Raw genomic sequence first — 22,842 nt, forward strand, 5'->3', positions numbered from 1 at the left:
AACGACCATCAGCAGACCTACCAATTAGTTGGACTTGACGTGGAGCATTAACAGTCAGATTTCCAGCTTTTCCTGCACCAAATGTACCAGTAAATATCTGCGCCCCATCTCGCACAAGTAAATCTTGAGTATCAACCTTCAAGTCTCCAGCATTTCCAGTGGAGTTGGGTTCAGCAGAAGCTAATAAGCCACTAGGAAAACGACCATCAGCAGACCTACCAATTAGTTGGACTTGACGTGGAGCATTAACAGTCAGATTTCCAGCTTTTCCTGCACCAAATGTACCAGTAAATGCCTGCGCTCCATCCCGTACAAGTAAATTTTGGGTTTTAATCGTTAAGTCTCCAGCATTTCCAGTTGAGTTTAAGCTAGTAGAAGTTCTCAATGTACTTAAACGACCATCAACAGAACTACTACCAATGACTTGTACATTACGATCGGCATTGACAGTCAAATTTCCTCCCTGACCTGTACCAGATGTGCCAGCAAAAATAATTGCTCCATCTTGTACCAGCGCATCTTGGGTGTTAATTATCAAGTTACCTCCCTTACCTGCACCAAAAGTACCAGCATTCACTACCCCACCTTGCAGCAGTAAATCTTTGGTGGTGACAGTCAAATCACCCGCATTTCCAGTAGAGCCTGGATTCGTAGAAGAAAGCAAGCTGCTTAAAAAAAGACCATCAGCAGAAGAACCAATGACTTCCACGCGAAGGTCAGCATTGACAGCCAAATTTCCTCCTTTGCCTGCACCAATTATATTAGTGCTAACGAATGCCCCATTACGAATACTTAAAAGACCTGTGTTAATGTTCAGGTTCCCAGCATCTCCAGACCCTAAGCCGCTAGTAGAGATTGTGCTACGACTATTAGGTGAACCACCTACAACTTCTACTGAGTCTTTAGCATCTACAGTCAAATTACCGCCCTTACCTGTACCAAGAGTAGCCGTTGTAACTATTGAGCCATCACGAATGCTTAAACGACCTGTGTTAATGTTCAAGTTTCCAGCATCTCCAGACTGTGAAGTCCCAGTAGAGATAGTGCTGTTTTGACCACTTAATGAACTACCTAGTTCTACTGAGCCTTTGGCATTTATGGTCAAATTTCCTCCTTTACTAGTTTGACCAGTTGCACTTGTAGTTATATTTCCACCATCGTTAATGCTCAATCGTTGTGTATTAATGGTTAATTGCCCACTATTTCCAGTACCGAAAGCACTGGTTGATAGGTTACTTCCTGTAGTAATGTCCTCTCCAGTTTGTGGATTAATAACCGTTGTTATACCCCTCAAGGTAACGGAGTCTGAAGCGTTAATTAATAAATCGCCGCTATTACCGCCTCCTGATGTGGACGTTGTAATATTTCCACCGTTAGTAAGTGTAAGCGATCGCGTTTGAAGTTCGATATTCCCACCATCACCTTGACCAACGCTGGAAGATGAAATTGACGCAAAACCATTTAACAAAATTGAGTCATCAGCGACAATGCGAATATCGCCACCTTTTCCCTCATTAAGATTTGAAGAATTGATAGAGGTATTATCACCATCAAGTTTGAGGCTTCTCGTTTTTATTTCAATATCACCGCTAGGCTGATTATTAACCTGACCAAAACCAGATGCAACAGAAGCACTTAAAATATGACTTCCACTAGTCAGCGAAATAGCTTCTTGAGCTTTTAGAGTTATTTTTCCACCTTGCCCTTGTCCAGTATTGGCAGAACTAATTGTGGATTCGTTGCTTAAATTAATATTTCGAGTTGTAATTGTAATGTCACCAGATTTACCTATCGGATTGAAGATTCCAAAGGTACTAATAAAACTATTGCGATCGAGGCTGAGATTATCCTTGGCATTTAAAATAATATTGCCCCGACTTTTTGGACTATTGCTAGCGATTTGGCTTTGGTTTGTGAGGCGAATCGATTGGGCATTAATTACTATATTTCCGGTATCGCCCAAAGAGTTTTCCAAACCTTGATTAGTAATATTACTATTGTCCAGCGTGACATTGCCAGTTGCATTAACTACGATGTCTCCCGCAACAACACCCAGTTGACCTTCGCCTGTTTGAAGTACTGAACGAATAGAACTATTCCCATAAAGGCTTATATCACGAGCATTAACTGTAATTGCACCCCCTCCATTTGTCAAAACAAAAGCGTTATTTTGCAGGACTATATCCGCTTTCGGTATACCTTCTGGGAAGGCTAACTGCATTTGATTACCGCTACCAATCAACTCAACAATTCCTGTTCCTGCAACTGCACCCAATTCCAAACGATTTCCCAACGAACCTGCAACACCACCATCAAATTTAATATCTCCACCTATTAAGTAAAGACTTCCCGGTGTTGCCATTTGAGGACTACGGTTAATTATTTCACTTTGATTAATCTGATTAAACAGCAAAGCTGAAGGATTAATAGTTAATAATGGTGCTGCTTGTGGATTTGTCGCACTAAACACCCCCTGATTGCCAAACTGCACTCCATTAGCTGTTGTCCCAACAAAACTCCCCTGCACATCTAACCGCGCATTCTCTCCAAACAAAATCCCATTGGGATTAATCAAAAACAAATTTGCTGCACCAGCAACTCCCAATGTCCCGAAAATATTTGATGCATTCCTACCTGTTACCCGCGTTAATATATTTTCTATTCCAGTGGGGTTAGCAAAATACACTCGTTGCCCATTTTGAATATTAAACTCGCTGAAACTATGAAAAAGATTGCTGCCGCGTGTTGCACCACCGTCAATTTTGTCGCCTAGTGCGCCATTAATTATCAGATTTTGATTCAGTTGAGAAGCTTCTGCACCCAAGGTGTTATCGGGTGTGATTTGTGCCTGGGCTGGCAAAGCTTGGCTGAATGCAGTGGATATTAGGCATAAAAAAAGAATACTTTTAATACTGGCTTTTTGAGGATGATCTGCTTGATTCATAAATAATTTACCTTGGATAAATTTAAATAAAATCCACGATTAAGTAAACGAGTAAGCAATGCATTCACCTTTTATGCAAATATCGTTGCATGATTTTGTCTGGTGCGATCGCATGATGGTGCGTAGCATTTTGCAGAAAACTGTGTATCCAATTTTCCTTATGTGTGCAATATTTCCTTTTAACAACTTCGACTCAAGATTAATTGCCCATTGGGTAATCGATACAATCCTTGTGGTTCAATTATTGGGTCGCCTTTTTTCCAAGGACGTGATGTTGGTTCCACACTACGCACATCACCAGTTGTATAGGCGGAAATTAATACATCTCCCGGACTATTGCGTAAAGCACCAGAACCTGTAATTGTAAAAGAGTTTTCTTGTCGCTTAGTGCCGCGTGAAATGCAGCTATTGGCGATGAGTGCGTTGGTATCGATCGCGTTTTGTGGTAATTCGGTAAGGCTGTTTTGGATAGAACTGGTATCTGGTACGTTAATTTTAATTACACCTGAAACGCCTAATTCTGAACTGGCAGTAATATCACTTTTTTCAGTTAATTTTGTCCGTGACTCGATACCGAAAAGACCTTGCGAGTTGATTTGGATGTTTCCACCAGTTCCCGTGAAGGCGTTAGCGCTGATATCGCTATTTTCTTCGGGAACTGCAAGGATAAATTTTGAGTTGATATTGATGTTACCGCCATTGCCACCTTTTTCGGCTGTACCTGCGTTAGTGGAGATTTGACTATCATTGCGTAAAAGTAAGTATCGGGCAAAGTTTAAGTTAATGTTACCGCCATCGGTTGAGGCTGCTTGAGCCGTTATTTGACTTTTATTAAGACCTAAAGTATCAGCTTTGATGTTAATATCACCTGCAATCCCTTCACCTAAACTACTAGAACTGATTGTTACACCATCTGTTACAAAAATATTTCCCGTTTGAATGTTAATATCCCCACCACGTCCAATTGCACCAGCACCAAGTTTGGTATTTATAAAACTATCCCCAGCTATTGTCAGTGCATCATTTGCATTAATATTTACAGTACCGCCAATACCTTTACCAAGGTTGCTGGCAATTACTCCAGCGCCATTGTTGAGAAACAATGACCCAGCCGTAATAGTGATTTTTCCACCATTTCCCTGTCCCCTATTGCTGGTAGTTACTCCAGCACCATTGGAGAAAGAAACCAATGGCGCAGAGATTTGGATATCGCTACCATTGCCCACAGCCCCTGATTCTACATTGGCGAATATCCCACTGCCTTTACCTGCAAAAGAAATGCTTTCTTGAGCCTTTATAGATATGAGTCCCGCATTTCCCTGACCCCCGGAATAGAAACCTGCTTGCAGTTGCGCTCCATCGGTTAAGGAAACTGTTCTCGCTGAAATCTCAATATTACCAACATTGCCCAAAGCTTTCTGTCCTTCAAGACTGCCAATATTGCTGAGAATGAAACTATTATTTACAGAGAAATTATCTTGAGCCTGTACCAGTATATTCCCTGCATTCCCCTGTCCGGTATTGCCGGTAGTTACTCCAGCACCATTGGTGAAAGAAATCAATGGCGCAGAGATTTGGATATCGCCACCATTGCCCACAGCCCCTGATTCTACATTGGTGAATATCCCACTGCCTTTACCTGCAAAAGAAATGCTTTCTTGAGCCTTTACAGATACGAGTCCTGCATTTCCCTGACCTCCAGAATAGAAACCTGCTTGCAGTTGCGCTCCATCAGTTAAGGAAACTGTTCTCGCTGAAATCTCAATATTACCAACATTGCCCAAGGCTTGCTGTCCTTGAAGACTGCCAATATTGCTGAGAATGAAACTATTATTGGCAGAGAAATTATCTTGAGCCTGTACCAGTATGTTACCTGCATTCCCCTGTCCAGAATTTGAGGCTTCAAGTTTAGCGCCATCAGTTAGGGATAGGGAACTACTTTTGATATTGATATCTCCACTATTGCCTACACCTCCTGTTTCCACATTATTAGAAATGGTACTACTTGCAAGGGAAACAGCATCTTTTGTACGCACTGTCACATTCCCCGCATTCCCCTGTCCAAAAGTTGAGGTTTGAAGTACAGCGCCATCAGTAAGTGAGAGTGAAGCAGCACTGATATCGATATTGCCACCATTACCCTCACTTCCCTTTTCCACTGTGCTGAAGATGAAAGCATTTGCAAGGGAAACAGCATTTTTTGCACGCACTGTCACATTCCCTGCATTCCCCTGTCCAAAAGTTGAGGCAGAAAGTACAGCGCCATCTTGTAATGAAAATGAACCAGAATCTATAGTAATGTTACTCCCATTCCCTTTTGCTCCTGAGAGTACAAAATTTACAATCCCGCTTCCAGAACCTGCAACTTTGATGTGTCCCGTAGCATTAAGGGTAATATCCCCTGCAACAGTTTCAGGTGTCCCTAAACCGGCCTTAGTGCCAGCATAAAGGGCACTTTTGCCTAATATCTCTAAATTCCGGGCATTGATTGCAATATTACCGCCACCAGCACCTTGGGTATACACAGACGCTTGATTGATAAGGGATACATCCGCTCGTGTCACCTTCTCAGGGAACTTCAAGTTAAGATTATTGCTATTTACACCCAGGGCTACAGTTCCGGCTTCTGCTAACCCTCCTAAGTCAATCTTCCCACCAAGAGCAAACAATCTTCCACCATCTAGATTGATATTACCGCCAACCAAAGCCAAACTTCTACCAAGAGGAACTAGTAAAACACCGTTATTTTGAATCGCTGCATTTTTATTAATTTGATTAAACAGCAATGCCGAAGGATTCACAGTTAACAATGGCGGTGCTTCTGGATTTGTCGCGCTAAAAACTCCTTGATTGCCAAACTGAATCACATTCGCTGTTGTCCCCAAAAACGAAGCCTGCACATCCAAGTGGGCATTTTTACCAAACACAATCCCATTCGGATTCATTAAAAATAAATTAGGATTTGAGGTGATACCAGTAGAATTTAAAATCCCAAGAGTACCAAAAATCTCTGAGCGATTTTGACCTGTAACACGAGCTAGAATATTTTGAATATCGTTGCTAGGATTTTGGAAATAAACACCTCGAAGTTCGCCAACATTAAACTCTTGAAAGCTATGAAATAAGTTTGCTTTGCGAATTGCTCCACCGTTAATCATATCAATCGATAAACCAATACTATCAAGAGGCACAACACTAGAACTTTTAGCGCCAAGACTATTGTCGGGGATGATTTTACTTTGAGCAAAGGCAGGTTTATCAGAAAATCCGATACCTACGGTGAGCTCCGCTAACGCACTTACGTATCCGCTCAATGCCACTATATTTAAGCAGCAAACTAAGGTATCTTTCCACGACACTTGAAAGTCCTTGAGTAATTTCATTTTCTAAATTCAGAGGGTATTAATGCTTGTATAGGACTCATATTTGATTTTTGAAATACACGTAGGGTGCGTTAGCCTTTGGCGTAACGCACCACTCTGAATTTTAGGTGCGTTACGCTACGCGATAACACACCCTACACATACTTAGATTTTTTCAAAAATCAAATACTATTCCTATATAAGAATCTCATCGTATCAGTAGAAGACTTCATACCATACATGAGTGAGATTAAGTTTGCTTAAGAAGCCGTAACTTTAAAATGTGTGGCTACACAGTATCTCAAATGTGCCAAACGCTTGTAGTAACTAAGTCTACCTGCGTAGATTCATGCAAAATCAAGCAAGTAAGTGGGTAAGAATAAATCAAACTAGATTATGCAATATAAAATTAATTAAATTGGCTATTAGTAAAAGTTTCAGCCCTTACTATAAACCTTTAATTATTCACACCCACTTATTTATTTCAGGTTTTATCTATTGTAGCTACGACTTCTAGTCACCAAATACAAGACAAATTGCATAAAACTGCATACCTTCCAAAAGTTCAGTTTTCTATGCCGATTTCTGATAATTTAAAAATAAAAGCTATATAAGCATTTCCTCTATCAATTGATTGGGAATAACTAGCGATCGCCAAAATAATTTGTATAAAAAATAACTGATTTCAACTGACATCATAAAAACCAGGCGTTGCAGAATTAAAATATGAAATACCCAAAGAAATATCTCAAACTCTTACTCTTGGCATCTTTGCGACTACCAAAGTTTCAAGCAGCAGATTTCATTGCTCGAATTTCTCTTTGTGCGAGGCTAATTCATCTCTTCACCCAGCAATACCAAAAACTAAATCGCCATCGATTTATTAAAGTATTATTTTTGGCAAGCCTGGTAATTTGTTTATTATTTGGACAAGTAGTGTCTGCACAAACTCCAAATGTCACTGCACTAGTTGAACAAGGAATTAAAGATTATAATAGCGGAGATTTTTTTCAGGCGATAAAAAATTGGCAAGAGGCATTAAATCAATATAAAAATAATCCGTCAGTTACGGCAGTTGTGAATGAAAATTTGGCGCGAGCTTACCAACAAACAGGAGAAAATAAAGCAGCGATCGCATCATTATCGGCAGCAATTAATGACTATAATACGGTGAATAATATCCAGCAAGTCGGACGTATGAAGTCAGAACTTGCTCAAGTTTACAGCAATTTGGGACAACCTCGTAAAGCGATCGCACTTTTGTGTGGCAAACTAGTAGATAAGTCGAAAAGCTCCGAAAATCAACCAAGTCAGGAAGAAAAATGCACTCCAGAAAGTGCTGAACAAATCGCCACCAAATACAACGACAAACGCGGTCATGTTGCGGCTTTGGGTATTCTCGGTGAAGCATATCGCTTAATCGGAAGTTACGACCAAGCAATTAAGTATTTAGATACAGCGCAACAAGTTAGTCCAGAATCTAAAATTTTGGTGTTTAATAGTTTGGGTAATGCTTATAAAAGTCGCGGTCAATTGCGAGAGTTACAAGCGGATTCGGCAAAGAAGGCTGGTATTTTTAGTAAAGAAAAAGAATTTATTCAAAATTCACAAAAAGACTACGACAAAGCTTATCAATATTTTCAAGATAGTATAAAACTCGCCCGCAACGAAAAACAACCTTTAGCAGAGATGCGGGGATTATTAAATTTCATTCAGTTGGCTTCTCAGACAAATAAGAGCAAATTTATTAATGATGAGGAATTTAATAAAGCTCTTAAGGATGCTTTAAAAGTTCTCGAAGCTTTGCCCGATTCAGCAACAAAAGTCTATGGCGCAATTGATTTAGCATACTTGCAGCGCGATGCTCAAGGAACTTCACCCTTTACCTACTGTCCAACTGGGCGGGTTTTATCTGGGGACAACGAAGCATTAAGTTTGCTTGAAAGCTCAGTATTAACGAGTCGAAAATTACAAGATGAGCGCCTAATTTCTTATGCTAATGGTGCTTTGGGTCATTTCTGGGAATGTAGCCCAGATAATCAAAAAACATTAAATAATCAAAAAGCATTAAAATATACCCAAGCTGCTATCATCGCAGCAGACAGCAAATTGAGTGCAAAAGATAGCTTGTATTTGTGGGAGTGGCAAGCCGGACGGATTTTAGACGAACAGAAGCGAAAAGAAGAAGCGATCGCATCTTATCAACGAGCATTTGATACCTTAGAAGATATCCGCCAGGATCTTTTAACCGCCGAACGAGATGTACAGTTTGACTTCCGCGATGTCGTTCGACCATTATACCGGACATTGGCACAGTCGCGGCTCGATTTGCTAGGAGTTGGGGCAATTGCAGACGAAGGACGTGCGAAGGAACTATCGAAAGTAGTTAACACCATCGATGCTCTCAAACTCGCAGAATTACAGAATTATTTTGGCAATGATTGTATTTTGAGTGGGTTGAATCCCAAACAGGTGGGCGAACTCCTTGAAGATAATAGTGTAGCTTTTAAGAAGACTGGCTTTTTGAGTTCAATAATTTTAGATGGCAAAACCGGGATATTATTGCAGTTACCAAATCAGGCGACTAAATTTAAGTGGATTGAAGACCCCAATCAACAAGGTGAGAAAATAGTTAGCAGCGATACCTTACAGAAAAAAATTGCCGAGTTTCGCACCGGACTAGTTAAAAGAGAAGAAATTAATTACGATACAACAATTGCATCACAGCTTTATGATTGGATGATTCGCCCCTTTGCTAAGGATATCAACCCAGAGAAAGTCAAAACTCTGGTATTTATTCAGGATGGGTTTTTGCGTAGCGTTCCAATGGCGGCACTTTATGACAGCAAACTCAACAAATATTTAGTCGAAACTTATGCAGTTGCCATAACTCCCAGTTTACGACTAACCACACCTAAACTACGCGATCGCAGTACGCAAAAGGCGTTAATTTTGGGTTTGACAAAAGAAGCCACCATCGACGGCAAAACTTTTGAACAGCTTTTTGCGGTTCCCAATGAAATCAGTGCAGTTGAAAGTATATTCCCCAATCATACCCCCCTGATTGACGATAATTTTCTCCCCGGAAGTTTTCAGCAAACACTTGACAAAACCACATATCCCATTGTTCACATAGCTAGTCATGCTCAATTTGGGATTATTCCTGAAGACACCTTCATTGTCACAGGGAAAAACCAAAAACTTACCATTAGCCAATTAGAAAACTCACTGCGAAACCTCAACAGCAAATCAGATGGCGTCGAACTACTCACGCTAACTGCCTGTGAAACCGCAGTTGGGGACGATCGTGCCACACTAGGATTAGCTGGAGTTGCATTGCAAGTTGGGGTTAAAAGTGCGATCGCATCTTTGTGGAGTGTTACCGATCAATCGACATCCGAACTAGTCAAAACATTTTACACCAACTATCGCAACACTGGCATGAGTATTGCAGAGGCTTTGCAAACTGCTCAAATCAGAATGATTCATGCTAAGAAGTTACCGCCATCTGAAGGTGTCAATATCATGTACGATCATCCTGCATATTGGGCACCAATGGTTGCGATCGGTAATTGGCTTTGAAAAATATTCCCAGTACTGCAAGGCAAAAGTCAAAAGTCACTTGTACTGAGCGTAGCCGAAGTAAAAGTCAAAAGTCAAAAGAATTGTATTCCAAGCTCTTGCGCCATTTGAAATGGTATGTTTATTTACGCCGTGCTGTACTAGAGCATCGATTCAGTAATCAAAAACCTAACCCCCCAGCCCCTTCCCTAGAAAGGAAGGGCAGGGTGGTTTCATACAAGCAGAGAAAAACTAAAACTGGGTTTCAAAGCCTTTCCCCCCGTGGGGGAGAGGTTTGGAGAGAGGGAAAAAGCCATGCCATCACGAGAAATCAAGACTTATGTATTTTTATTTTTTCGTATGAAACCACCCTGCTTTCCCTAGAAAGGAAGGGGGAGCTAAACTCCCCTCTCCTCGTAGGAGAGGGGTAGGGATTTGTACGTGACTCAGATGCAAGAGCGTTCTGGAGCTAAACTCCCCTCTCCTCGTAGGAGAGGGGTAGGGGGAGAGGTTCTTCGAGGATTACTGAATTGGTGTTCTAGTAGTTCGCCAAGTTCCCTTGGAAGGGTGTTTTATCCCTTAGTTGTACAAAATTCATTTTGAATTCTGGCGACTGACGCCTTTATTCTGTTTCGATAAATTACCATAGGGACGCATAGTTATACGTCCCTAAAGCAAATTGCTGTAAACCTTTAGAATGTGAAAGTTGTTCTCAGCGTACCGATAATTGCATCATCGTTATTGCTGTTTTGGCCAGGAGAGGTCAACCAAATTACACCAGGGGTGATTGAGACGTTATCTGACACGCGATACTTGTAAAAACCTTCAAAGTGATAAGGTATATCATTACCAGTACCAGCAAAAACTCCTCCTCGGTTACGGGCATAAGGTTCTGCACCAGCAAAAATGCCTAAAACGTTACCCTTTTTACCAAGGTCAGGTAAGGCTACCCCAAGACCGTAACTCCAAGCTTCATAATCATCACCAGCACCAAAGCCTGTGACATCGTGGTAAGAAATGAAGCCGCTGACTGACAGTTTGTCGCTGGGTTTGAAGGCTGCTTCTATACCGTAAGAGTTACTGGAAGATGCGTTTAGGGTACTTAGAGTATTAGCTTGATTAGTACCTACAACGCGGATAGTACTACCCAAACCACCACCGAAATCAAATAAATTACCACCTCCAGCACCATGATAACCGTGAACGTAGGTAGCACCTATAGATAAGCGATCGCCAACACTAAAGTTCAACTGTCCAAGAGCCGCATAGTTACCTTCTAATAAACCTTGATTTGGTCCAGGATTATTAGCATTTGATGCCAAATAACCTATAGTCAATGAGGGTTTGAAAAAACTGCCACTACTACCTAAGGGTAAAGTCAGTGCTGCACCTGCACCACCACCAATGCGATAAATCGGACTTTCAGAAGCAAAGGTAGACAAAGCACCATTACCACCATCAAAGTCCTCAAAGTAAGGGTTGTTAGTGGGCACATAATCGCTATGAATACCTCCGGTGCCCGCAAAGTAAGCTTGAACTGGGCCTATAGGTACGTAATACGCCAGCCAGTCTATAATTACACCGTTGTTACCAGTGCTGCCGATTTGAAAAGTTTGTGTGCCTTCAGCAGTATTAATAGGAAGACCAGCATTATCCACTTGATTAAAGGCTAGTGCATTCCCGGCTGCAAGACGGGTGTGTAAAAGGTCTTTACCCGTGAAACTGGTTTGCAAGTCTAAACGTACCCGATCTTGGAAGACAGTATTGTTCGCATCGCCAGTATTATTGCCAAAAATATCACTAACAGCAAAAATAGCTTCACCCACCAATTTTGTGGTAGTGGAAAACTGATTGGCTTCTAGTTCAGCAGTCCGTGCTTCTAGAGAATCTACTCGACCGCGTAGAGTTGCCAGTTCTGCCGAGAACTCCTCTTGCAAACGCTGGAGAGTCGCCAAATCCTGTTTTGTCACTAAGTCACCAGTTGCTGTCGCAATCAGTTCATTAACTCGATCTAAACAAGCATTCAAACCTGCGGCAAACTCATAACGAGTCAGTGCCCGATTGCCACGGTAAGTGCTATTGGGGTATCCTGCAATACAACCGTAGCGTTCAACCAAGGATTGCAAAGCTTGGAATGCCCAATCAGTCGGCTGTACATCAGAAAATTGAGAAACTGATGTAACTTGAGACAGTGAATTCTGGTTCTTGCCTTCGCTGCTGTAGCGATTAACTTCTTCTAAAACCTTATTTTCATCAGTCTTTTGGGCAACCAATTGCTGATTAACTTTTGGTTGCTCTGTTTGAATGAATATTGAAGTATTAGCAGCTTTTGGCTTTGTATTTTCAGAAGAACTTGCTACTTCAGCAGCAGCCATAGCCTTAGCGCAAACCAACACCGTCACTCCCAAAACTACTGGACTTAGTACCAGAGTTTTCCACAATAGATGAAACATGTTTATTTTCCTTTCCCAAAAAATAACCAAAATCAGTTGGTTCAAGAAAGAGAGAACAAGTAATTATTCTACTTGTTGGGAATCTTATCAGATTGCTGTTAACTAAGCTATATCTCTAAGAAAATTTTTCTAGATAAAGAATCGTAAAGTTTTGCAGATAGCTTCTTTGTCAAAGATTGGGTTTATAAGCGATTTTTACGCGATTTTGTGCTATATATGGACTTGAGCTTCTTGTTTTTAACCCTAGTTTTTGTTAGCTCCTTTTTATATTTCAATTTATTCCTTAATCAAGAAAGTGCATTTATATATGGGGTTTTGATGATAAATTAGTAATTATTGATTATTAATTATTTTGAACCTCCAACCTGCTGAATGTTGGATATAAGTCAATACTGTCAGTGAAGCCCAAAATTCTTGGTAGAGACACAAAAATTCTCGTCTCTACAGGTTAAAAATCAATACCAAAAATCCTTAACCCAAGGGAATTTGGATATAAATGTTAGTTTCAAGAATCTTTAATAGTAGCCAGTTTTGTGTCAGGATAGCCACCCCAAAGACATCTCCATCCTTTTTTAAGTCTTTGATTTAGGCAGATAATTTTTCATAACTATCAGCAGTTGTTGCTTCTAATCCCAGAATGGGATACGTATCTGGTTCAGATGTTCCGTGCATCGTCAGAAGCAGAGCGTCGATTAAGGCTTTGGCTTTAAGCAACGTTTCCTGAAACTCCATCTCCGGCTCAGAAAGCGCTATAATCCCGCCACCGATACCAATGGAGGTTCGATTGGGAGTCAAAACAGCAGTCCGAATCACAATATTCAAATCGGCTGAACCATTCAAACCCAAAAAGCCGATCGCACCTGAATAGACTCCCCGCGCCTCTTGTTCCAAGCGATCGATAATTTGCATGGTGCGGATTTTGGGCGCACCAGTCATCGATCCTCCGGGAAATGCAGCCCGCACGCAATCCACCACTTGTAAATCTGAACGTAACCGCCCGCGTATCGTTGTCACCAACTGATGTACTGTTGAGTATGTTTCCACATCCATTAATTTTGGTACGTGGATGCTACCAACTTCACAGACTCGTCCCAGATCATTGCGTAACAGATCGACAATCATGAGATTTTCAGCTCGGTCTTTTTCGCTGTTGCGTAGCTTCTCACGCAGGACAAAATCAGCTTCGGGGGTTTCTCCTCGTGGTAGGGTTCCCTTAATCGGCTTAGTTTCTACCCATCCTTGGCGATCTATCCGTAGAAACCTTTCTGGAGATGAGCAAGCGATCGCAATCTTACCAAAGCGTAAAAATGCAGAATAAGGAGCCGGATTGATTTTACGTAATGTACGATAGAAGGTCAATGGGTCGGGAGTTGCATCGGTGTAAAGCTGATTTGTCAGGCAAACTTGATAGGTTTCCCCTTCGTGAATTTCGTCCAAGCATTGCTGAATATCTTGGATGTAATTTTCGTAAGTACGACTCAAACGGAACTTAACAGGCTGACAATTTTCTTGGGGTACAAGAGAAAAAAGAGGATTGAGAGTTTCGAGTTGTTGTTGGATAGTATCAAACCAAGTTTCTACCTGTTCTGTTTGTCCTTTTTTGATTAATTGCAGCAAATAAAGACACTGTTCTTGGTGATCGATCGCAATCATGCGATCGGCAAGTAAGAAAATTGCATCAGGTAATGGTGAAGAATGCACCAATAACGATCCACACTCCGCCTTAAGTTCATAGCCAAAATAGCCAACAAATCCACAGTTAAAATCAAAAGGTAACTCATCAGATTGACAAAATCGCCAGTCTATTTCCCGCCTTAAATACTCAAAAATACTTTCGGTGCGATGAATCACGGTATCTGACTGTGTGACGAGCAGTTCTTGTGTTTGGGTATGATATCGCACCAATAAACTGTTTGCTCCACTTCCATCACCCATAAACGAGAAGCGAGATAGACCAAATTCCACACGGCTGCTATCTAGCCAAAAAGCGTTTGCTGCATCCCCAAACAGCTGTATAAATATTTGTTCTGTATTTGGGCAGATATCTAACTTGCGTGTATGCAATTCAAACTTCTCTTCCTGTTCTTGGCGGGGTCGATCAATAACAGGAGTAACAGATCCATATCCAATCCAATATTGCTTTTGTGGACTTCTTGATGCCAAGAGGCTTTCAAGCCCCGTCCCTTGTGGGTAGCTCCCCCTCCCGCCTCCTGCCGACGCTCGCGGACTCGCTAACACTTCGCTATCCTGCCTCCTGCCTCCTGCCTCCTGCCTCCTTGACAATTTCTCTGTAAATTTCAGTGTAATATCTCGAAAGTTTGCTATTAATCTTTGCCCATATTCTGTACAGATAGACTCTGGATGAAACTGCACGCCCCAAAAAGGTAGATGTCGATGACGCAATCCCATCACCAGTCCTTCTTCAGTCCAAGCAATTTTTTCTAGACACTCAGGTAGTTCATTAGTAACTAACAACGAGTGATAGCGCACCACAGAAAAATTCTTAGGAATACCTTGAAATAATTCTGAATTATTATGATAAATTTTACTGAGTCTACCGTGTCGAACTTCCGGTGCATGAATCACTCTTGCACCATGTAGGTAGCCAAGTCCTTGATGCCCCAGACAGACTCCCAGCAAGGGCACATCCGCATTCTCAATTATCTGTCGGCAGACTCCAAAATCTTCTGACCTTTCTGGACGACCGGGGCCTGGTGAAATCACAATGTTGTCAAATGCAATTTCTTTCAATTCATCCCAGTTCAGGCGATCGTTATAAATTACTAGAGGTAGTTTACCATTTACCTCGGCAATTATCTGATAAAGATTAAAGGTATAAGAGTCATAGTTATCAATAATTAATGTTTGCATACATACTTAATTAACGATGGTATAGAACATTTTTGCAATTAGAATAGCACCTAGATAATTTATCTGCTACTTTAAATTTTCGGTTCTATCTTTGTTAATAAGTTATGTTGTCATACACTTTGCAGTTCTTAATTTTGGTTAAGCTTGTCCTTACTGCCTGTAAAGTATCCTAGCATAAGGTATTTCCAACAAATAAATTATCTAATCTTGTCGGATGGGCAGTATGTCCCAAGTGGGTATTCCTAAATCGCTGGGGTTCAACGGTAGTAAGCTCTGAAACATCAGCAGTAGTAACGCCAAAACTGCCATTGCTGTATTGCTGAGTAAGAGAGCGATCGCATATTCTCTGCCAGTCATGCTCTTTTGCGGTTCAATATCCATGAGGAGATAAATTAAGCATTGGTAAGCATGGGATAAAGCGATCGCTTTATGTATAACGAGAAACTCACCTATTTAGGGCTGTAGTCAGAGCAAGTGAGTGCTTGTTTAGTTAGAGCAGTGGTAGGATGTACTGCACATTTTAGAAAATAGTTATTGTTAAAAAATTGACATTTTTTACAGGTATGTTGCTCTAAATGCTTGATGCTTACTATTTCGTCTTTATCTTGTGCCGCATTTTCTGGAGGATCTTCTAGTGCCTTGCAGACAAATGAAACGAGAAAAACGACAATTGCCCAAACAAACATGAAGGAAATGTGAGCCAAAAACACTGCTACAAAGGGAATGTCTCCGTCATGTGGTTTTGTGTCAGTATGTGTTGCCTTAGAGAGGTTAGCTTCAATCAGGGTAGACTGATGAACACTTTTTTGGGCGGATACATAAAGTCGGAAAAACTCCGAAGTATGCATATTAAAAACCTTTAGTTAGTCGAACTCAGATTCAGTCAAAAGAGGCAGGGGAGCAGGGGGCAGGGGGCAGGGGGGGAAACTGAGACTCTTGCTTGTACTCCGCCCCAGTCCAAGCGTCTTGGAAAGACGGGGCTTCATACCCATGTTCCGCAATGCTTGTCGCTCTTGAGAAGGGCTTGTTCCCCCTGCTAAGAGCTCCCTTCCCCTCTGCCTCTTCGGTAAAGTTAAGGAGGCAGGAGGTAAAAACATATTTTCTTCCTCCTGCTGCCAGCTAGAACTGCCCTCTACCTTTTTTCGGTAAATTTTCATTTGTCTAATAATATGTGGAATTGAAAGTACTTGATAGGTCTGAGTAATCTGAATTAACAGATTTACTGTCTCTTGGTCGAGCTTCCAATAAGCAACTGTTCAGGGAATAGTAAACAGAATGGATTTTTTTAAGAGTAACTTTGAGAGCGGGAATCATCATGGGATGGGTTGCTATTGTTAAAATGTAATCTCCTGCGAAAATACTAGGATTATCTATTGTTAAAATGACTTGAGTTTCTCTTAAAACTCGTAGAAAAACACATCGATTCGGTAACTGAATATCACTTAAAGGAATACCACAGTAAATGCTATTTGCTTGGATTAAAACACCAAACAGGCTTGGTTCTAAAGCTTTTTGATTTTTCAACACAAAATAGTTTTTAACTCTATCTAATAATATTGTGCAATATTTTGCATAAAAAATATGCTTTATCTAGTGATATATTTTGAAGATATATAAAATGTATTAACTAACTAAAATGCATATTTAATAATTACCTAAACAGGTATATACTTAGAGATATAGGTTTGATTTAGTTTTAGTAAAAATTAGACTATCGACTTGTTTAATAAGTCGATAGTCTAAGCCTTTCTATTTTAAGTACTCATTAAGTATTGCTATAAATAACTATTCTGAATAGAAGGCGTAGCAATAATCAGTAGCACTTACTTTTCACTATTTCCCAAGCCCTTATCCCTTAATCTTATCTAGAGCTAAATTCAGCTTTAACACATTAACTCCAGGTTCGCCAAAGATGCCGAGAAAGCGACTATCGGTATTTTGGGAAATCAAAGTTTCTAGTTGGTTCGGCTGAATTCCTCGCGCCTTGGCTACTCGTGCAACTTGTGCGATCGCAGCTTCCGGGGTAATGTGGGGGTCAAGGCTGGAACCAGAGGTGTAGACTAAATCGCCAGTCGGCTGCACACCTGCTTTTTTCAGACGATTGAAGTCACCTTCAACCTTTTTGCTGGGGTCTGGATCATCTTTACCTTTGATGCGTTCTATTAATGCGGGATTACTGGGAGCCAAGTTACTAGCACCGGAAACCCCAGTTTTCAAAACTCCCGCATCGTCTTTTTTGGGATCGGCTGTGCTGTAGCTTGTGGTACTGGGACGGCTGTTAAAATAGCGATCGCTACTAAAAGGTTGACCAATCAAAGCAGAACCGACAACTTGACCTGTACTATTTTTCAGGAGACTACCGTTTGCTTGAAAGGGAAACACAATCTGCCCAATGGCAATCATCGCAAAAGGATAAATAATCGCTCCAATAACCCAGAGTACCAAGGTAGAACGAACAGCTCTACTAGCTTCACGTGCAAAACTCATTAGAATTTCTCCGGTACAAACATTACAAAAAATAAATAGATGGAAAGTCCCAGTGTCACCAGTCCTAACAATCCCAATCCCCAAGATTGACTGCGGGAAAGTTGTTCGCCAGTAGCGGCATAGACTAGAGGTGCAACCACTAGGTTGAAACACATCGCCAAGAACAAATACAGTGGCAGCTTTTGTCTACGCCATTGACACCAGATTTCAGTTATTTCTTCTAATACTTGGGATGCAGCGAACGCGCGGCGGCTCTGAATAGGTTTCATAGTAAATTAAGACAAAGGTAGGATAATATCTATCAGTTTGATGGCAATGAAAGGAGCAACGATACCGCCAAGACCAAAGATGAAGATGTTACGACGTAACAGTTGATCTGCTGTTAAAGGTAAGAACTTCACCCCTCTAAGTGCTAGCGGAATTAGTGCCGGAATAATCAAGGCATTGTAAATCAGCGCCGAGACGATCGCAGATTGGGCACTCTTTAATCCCATAATATTAAGTGCGCCGATTCCAGCAGCAGCAAAGATTGTGGGAATGATCGCAAAATACTTGGCAATATCATTAGCGATGGAGAACGTGGTCAAGGCTCCACGAGTAATTAGCAGTTGTTTACCGATGGTTACTAAGTCAATCAACTTCGTGGGGTCTGAGTCCAAGTCCACCATGTTAGCAGCTTCTTTGGCAGCTTGCGTCCCTGAGTTCATGGCTACACCCACATTTGCTTGAGCCAAAGCAGGTGCATCGTTCGTACCATCCCCGGTCATTGCCACCAGTTTACCCTCAGATTGTTCCGAGCGAATCACCTCAATTTTGTCTTCTGGAGTCGCTTCAGCAATGAAATCATCAACCCCAGCCTCTTCGGCAATTACCGAAGCGGTAATTCGATTGTCACCTGTGAGCATGATGGTGCGAACACCCATGCGGCGGAGTTGGTCAAATCGTTCGCGCAGACCAGGTTTGACAATATCTTTGAGGTAGATGACACCATAAATCTTGTCATCTTGGCAAACAGCCAAGGGTGTACCGCCTAACCGGGAAACTCGCTCATAAGCTGCATCTATATCATCAGGAACGTAGCCGCCACGGGAACGGACAAATCCCTTAATCGCATCCACTGCACCTTTGCGAATTTGTTTGCCATCGGGTAAATTTGTACCGCTCATCCGGGTTTTCGCGGAAAATTCTACACCTTCGGCTTTATCAATGTTAAAGTCTACCCCAGCCTGAGATTTTTCTGCTAAAATCACAATCGATTTGCCTTCTGGCGTTTCGTCAAACAAGCTAGCAGCTAGGGAGACTCGCGCCACATCTATTATTGAGTGGTTATCTAGGGGGATAAACTCATCAGCCATTCGATTACCCAAGGTGATCGTGCCAGTCTTATCCAGCACTAGGGTGTTGATGTCACCACAGGCTTCTACTGCTCGACCAGAGGTAGCAATGACGTTAAACTGGGCAACCCTATCCATCCCTGCAATACCGATCGCACTGAGCAAACCACCGATAGTTGTGGGAATTAAAGCTACCAGTAGCGAGATGAGAATAGCAACGCTAGCACCCGCCCGCAAACTGTTTCCCGCCTCAGCCCCAAACGCGGTACTGATAAAGCTGGCGATGTAGCTAACAAATGGGGGCATTGTCGCTACCACAATCAAGAATACTTGTGTTAACACTGCCAACAATACCGTCAAAGCAATCTCGTTGGGAGTCTTGCTGCGTTCTGCCCCTTCTACCAAGGCAATCATGCGATCGATAAAGCCTTGTCCGGGATCGGCACTAATGCGAATTGTCAACTCATCGGAGAGTAGGCGTGTACCTCCTGTCACCGAGCTGGCAATATCTGTACCTGGTTGCTTCAATACCGGGGCAGATTCTCCAGTAATTGCCGACTCATCCACCGATCCGATGCCTTTAATTACATCCCCATCGGCGGGAATCATATTATTTGCAACCACTTTTACCAAATCGCCCCGTCGCAGTTCTGTAGAGTTGACTTGTTGTATAGAACCATCGGGGAGGATTTTATTAGCGATCGTATCCGATCGCGTCGATCGCAGTGAATCAGCTTGTGCTTTACCTCGTCCTTCAGCTACGGCTTCCGCAAAGTTGGCAAAAACGAGGGTGAAAAAGAGAATAAAGGTAATCAACCCGTTTAAGAGGCGTTGTTGGTTGACATCAGCCTGGATTGTGCCAAACAGATTTGGATTAAGGGTAACAAGCAAGGTGACAATTGTCCCTACCCAAACAACAAACATCACTGGGTTTCTGACAGTAATTCGCGGATCGAGCTTGACAAATGACTCACGAATTGCTCTTTGATAAAGTCCCCGCATATCTGTTTTGGAGGTGTGCTTGCGTGAGTCACGAGTTCTAGATGGAATACGAGGCGAGGGAGAATCAGTAGTAATTGGCATAGATTAGATTTTGGGGATGGGGCATTGGGCATTGCGGATGAATATTTGATATTCGTGGACGAGTCTTTGATAGGACTTACGCAAAAACCCTCTCAAACTCTCATTTCTCTGTTTCCTCTGCGTCCTCTGTGGTTCGTTTTCCGTTACCTATGCGTAAGTCCTATTTGATATTCGCGGGAGAGTCTTTGATATTCGTGGACGAGTCTTTGATATTCGCGGGAGAGTCTTTGATATTCGTGGACGAGTCTTTGATATTCGTGAACGAGTGTTTAAGGCTAATGTTTCAACTTCTCACTTTCTGTATTCACCGAAGAGGCTCCAGGGAAGGGGGCAGTTCTTGCTGGGGGAATGCTCCTTCCCATCTGCCGTGGAGCAGAGCGAAACATGGGTATGTTCGCGGAGCGTCTCGTTGGCGCAGCCTCTCCAAGAGTTGAGAAGCCCCGCCCTTCCAGGGCACTTTTACGCAAGCCGCGAGTACAAGCTCCCTCTCAGTCTTCCCCCCCGCTCCCTGCTCCCTGCTCCCCTGCCTCTTGTGACCACTCCTCCACTGCCTACCCAATACCTTTGGCGATAAAAAAGGCTTCACCGATGGGGCCTAATGCTAAGACTGGGAAGAATGTAAGTGCGCCCAAGATTAAAATCACGCCTGCGGTAACGCCTGTAAATAGTCCGGTATCGGTTCGCAATGTACCAGTGGTGTAGGGAACAGCTTGCTTACGAGACATACTATCTGCCAGAAACAGCAAACCGATGATGGGAATATAGCGTCCAGCAATTAAACTGAAGCAAGTACTCAAGTTCCACCACAAAGCGGTTGCTGTGGTTTTAGTGCCTGTAGCGATCGCAAAAGGTGAAGGTTGTGAATCTCCCAAGCCTTCAAACCCAGAACCGTTGTTAGCAGCAGCGGAAGCATATTCATAGATAACTTGAGCAAAGCCGTGGAAGCCGGGATTGCTAATTCCTGATAGTTGATCGGGAAACGCCAAGGCGATACCTGCGGGAATCATAATTGCGATCGGGTGAACTAGCAAAATCAAAAAACTAGCAAGTACAACCTCGCGCTTCTCAATCTTGCGTCCGAGAAATTCTGGTGTGCGTCCCACCATCAACCCTGTAGCAAACACAGCCAGAATTAGGTAAGCGAACAAATAAGCGGTTCCTGTACCCTGTCCACCCCAAATAATTTGCAAGAACATATTAGAAAGGGTAATAAAACCGCCGTTGGGCATGAAGGAGTCGTGTAAACTGTTGACTGCACCGCACATAGTACCAGTTGTACTGGTTGCAAATAGTGCAGATTGTGCCCAACCAAACCGGACTTCTTTACCCTCCAAGTTCGGTTGCTGACTACCCAGCAGTGCATTCACAGCCGGATTACCGTTGTATTCGCCAATGGCAGTAACAATGATAAATATTACATAGATTACGCCCACCATACCGTAGACTAACCAAGCCTGCTTAGTGTTATTCGCAAATAACCCATAAGTGTAGATTAGGGATGTAGGAATCGAAAGCATAGCGACAATCTGAATCAAGTTAGAAAATCCGTTGGGATTTTCAAAAGGGTGTGCGGAGTTAATGGCGAAAAAGCCGCCGCCGTTTTCTCCTAATTGCTTGATAATTTCAAAATGAGCAACAGGGCCACGAGCGATCGCCTGACTGATATTCGCATCTTCCAAGGTGGGAAATACAACAGCACCCGCCAGTGTTTCGGGAACGCCAGCAGCCATGAGAGCGATCGCGCCGACAATACAAATAGGCAGTAAAATTCGGGTAATCGAGCGAATTAGGTCTACATAAAAATTGCCTAACGATCTACCCGTCAATCCGCGAATAAAGGCAATTCCTACCGCTAAACCAGTAGCAGCAGAGGTAAACATGTGATAACCAAGTCCCCACATTTGGCTGCCATAGCTCATGTAGGTTTCACCAGAATAGTGCTGCTGGTTAGTATTAGTAATAAAAGAAATAGTCGTATGCAGCACTGTATCCCAGGTTGGGGCATCTATCTTAGTTGGGTTTAATGGCAGCCATCCTTGATTCATAATAATCAAGAAAATCAGCAACCCCATTGCTACGTTGCTGTATAGAATTGCCCGCCCATACTGCCAGCCAGTCATATTTTCTTTGGTTTTAACGCCAACCAAAGAATAAAGCACTCGCTCAACCGGATTCAAAATCGGGTCGAGAAAAGTACTTTGTTCTAGGTAGACACGCGCCATGTAGCGCCCAAAAACAGGAGTAATTGCTACGACAATTAGTAGCGTTAATATAATTTGAATCCATCCTTCTAGCATGAGTTAATCAAACTCCAACCTAAGTAAATTTGAGATAAATATCAGATATTTTCTTGTTAGGAATCGGAAATATTTATGAAGTATATTGGCATCCTTATTAACTAACCAATCTATAGTTATGGGCTTTCTAAATCAATCATGAGGCTTTTTGTTAAAGAACACAAGGTATAAATTGATATTTAAACTAGGCTATATAAGAAATATATGTTTCTATGTATAAGAGCGTTTATCTCGATATATATCTGCAAATATAGAAGGACGGCTAAATACTAAACAAATAGTTATATCAAGTCCGGTTAATCACTTATGATTACCGCATCTGTGCAAAAATCCCAAAAGCCTCTTTCCCCCTGCTCCCTGCCCCCTGCTCCCAGCAAGAACTGCGGTCTAAATAATAAGTCTTTACCCGGACATGATATTATTTGAGGATTACAGCAATTTTCAAGTTTC

Annotated in this window: 12 protein-coding genes; 1 reads left to right on the forward strand and 11 read right to left on the reverse strand. The window is 42.1% G+C overall.

Annotated features, from left to right (window positions below):
• Nucleotides 1-2,944, reverse strand: a 2,944-nt coding sequence (locus tag V7K41_RS15385; RefSeq protein WP_334849454.1) for a two-partner secretion domain-containing protein, incomplete at its 3' end; no start/stop codon positions are given.
• A gap of 179 nt (nt 2,945-3,123) precedes the next feature.
• Nucleotides 3,124-6,327, reverse strand: a complete 3,204-nt coding sequence (locus V7K41_RS15390) for a two-partner secretion domain-containing protein (protein WP_334849456.1) — start codon at nt 6,325-6,327, stop codon at nt 3,124-3,126.
• A gap of 705 nt (nt 6,328-7,032) precedes the next feature.
• Here V7K41_RS15390 and V7K41_RS15395 point away from each other — a divergent pair.
• Nucleotides 7,033-9,888, forward strand: a complete 2,856-nt coding sequence (locus tag V7K41_RS15395; RefSeq protein WP_334849458.1) for a CHAT domain-containing protein — start codon at nt 7,033-7,035, stop codon at nt 9,886-9,888.
• 671 nt (nt 9,889-10,559) lie between these two features.
• Here the strand turns inward: V7K41_RS15395 and V7K41_RS15400 are convergent.
• From V7K41_RS15400 to kdpA, 9 genes are all read right to left on the reverse strand, one after another.
• On the reverse strand, nt 10,560-12,320 hold the full coding sequence (locus tag V7K41_RS15400; RefSeq protein ID WP_334849460.1) for an iron uptake porin: 1,761 nt from the start codon (nt 12,318-12,320) through the stop codon (nt 10,560-10,562).
• 585 nt (nt 12,321-12,905) lie between these two features.
• Complete coding sequence (pabB, locus tag V7K41_RS15405) at nt 12,906-15,191, reverse strand: aminodeoxychorismate synthase component I (RefSeq protein ID WP_334849462.1); 2,286 nt, start codon at nt 15,189-15,191, stop codon at nt 12,906-12,908.
• 201 nt (nt 15,192-15,392) lie between these two features.
• Nucleotides 15,393-15,644 (reverse strand): potassium-transporting ATPase subunit KdpA, encoded by a 252-nt coding sequence (locus V7K41_RS15410; protein ID WP_334849610.1) that lies wholly within the window; start codon nt 15,642-15,644, stop codon nt 15,393-15,395.
• Nucleotides 15,641-16,039, reverse strand: coding sequence for a hypothetical protein (locus tag V7K41_RS15415; RefSeq protein WP_334849464.1), 399 nt, complete (start codon nt 16,037-16,039; stop codon nt 15,641-15,643). Before V7K41_RS15415 ends, V7K41_RS15410 begins: the two co-directional genes overlap by 4 nt.
• A gap of 313 nt (nt 16,040-16,352) precedes the next feature.
• Nucleotides 16,353-16,718, reverse strand: a complete 366-nt coding sequence (locus V7K41_RS15420) for a TrkA C-terminal domain-containing protein (RefSeq protein ID WP_334849466.1) — start codon at nt 16,716-16,718, stop codon at nt 16,353-16,355.
• Between the two features lie 321 nt (nt 16,719-17,039).
• Nucleotides 17,040-17,678: a K(+)-transporting ATPase subunit C gene (gene kdpC, locus V7K41_RS15425; protein WP_334849468.1), complete on the reverse strand. Its 639-nt coding sequence runs from the start codon at nt 17,676-17,678 to the stop codon at nt 17,040-17,042.
• Nucleotides 17,678-17,947, reverse strand: a complete 270-nt coding sequence (locus V7K41_RS15430) for a potassium-transporting ATPase subunit F (RefSeq protein ID WP_334849469.1) — start codon at nt 17,945-17,947, stop codon at nt 17,678-17,680. Before V7K41_RS15430 ends, kdpC begins: the two co-directional genes overlap by 1 nt.
• 6 nt (nt 17,948-17,953) lie before the next feature.
• On the reverse strand, nt 17,954-20,095 hold the full coding sequence (kdpB, locus tag V7K41_RS15435) for a potassium-transporting ATPase subunit KdpB (protein ID WP_334849471.1): 2,142 nt from the start codon (nt 20,093-20,095) through the stop codon (nt 17,954-17,956).
• 551 nt (nt 20,096-20,646) lie between these two features.
• A complete protein-coding gene (gene kdpA, locus V7K41_RS15440) occupies nt 20,647-22,392 on the reverse strand; it encodes a potassium-transporting ATPase subunit KdpA (protein WP_334849473.1) in 1,746 nt (581 codons plus the stop codon).
• Nucleotides 22,393-22,842 lie beyond the last annotated feature (450 nt).

Origin of the sequence: Nostoc sp., from assembly GCF_036917415.1 — a bacterium.
GTDB lineage: Bacteria > Cyanobacteriota > Cyanobacteriia > Cyanobacteriales > Nostocaceae > Nostoc.

Coding starts and splice junctions, on each gene's coding strand:
- V7K41_RS15400 (WP_334849460.1), bottom strand. CDS start 12,320: ATGTTTCATCTATTGTGGAAAACTCTGGTACTAAGTCCAGTAGTTTTG.
- kdpC (WP_334849468.1), bottom strand. CDS start 17,678: ATGAGTTTTGCACGTGAAGCTAGTAGAGCTGTTCGTTCTACCTTGGTA.
- V7K41_RS15430 (WP_334849469.1), bottom strand. CDS start 17,947: ATGAAACCTATTCAGAGCCGCCGCGCGTTCGCTGCATCCCAAGTATTA.
- V7K41_RS15415 (WP_334849464.1), bottom strand. CDS start 16,039: ATGCATACTTCGGAGTTTTTCCGACTTTATGTATCCGCCCAAAAAAGT.
- kdpB (WP_334849471.1), bottom strand. CDS start 20,095: ATGCCAATTACTACTGATTCTCCCTCGCCTCGTATTCCATCTAGAACT.
- V7K41_RS15395 (WP_334849458.1), top strand. CDS start 7,033: ATGAAATACCCAAAGAAATATCTCAAACTCTTACTCTTGGCATCTTTG.
- V7K41_RS15390 (WP_334849456.1), bottom strand. CDS start 6,327: ATGAAATTACTCAAGGACTTTCAAGTGTCGTGGAAAGATACCTTAGTT.
- kdpA (WP_334849473.1), bottom strand. CDS start 22,392: ATGCTAGAAGGATGGATTCAAATTATATTAACGCTACTAATTGTCGTA.
- pabB (WP_334849462.1), bottom strand. CDS start 15,191: ATGCAAACATTAATTATTGATAACTATGACTCTTATACCTTTAATCTT.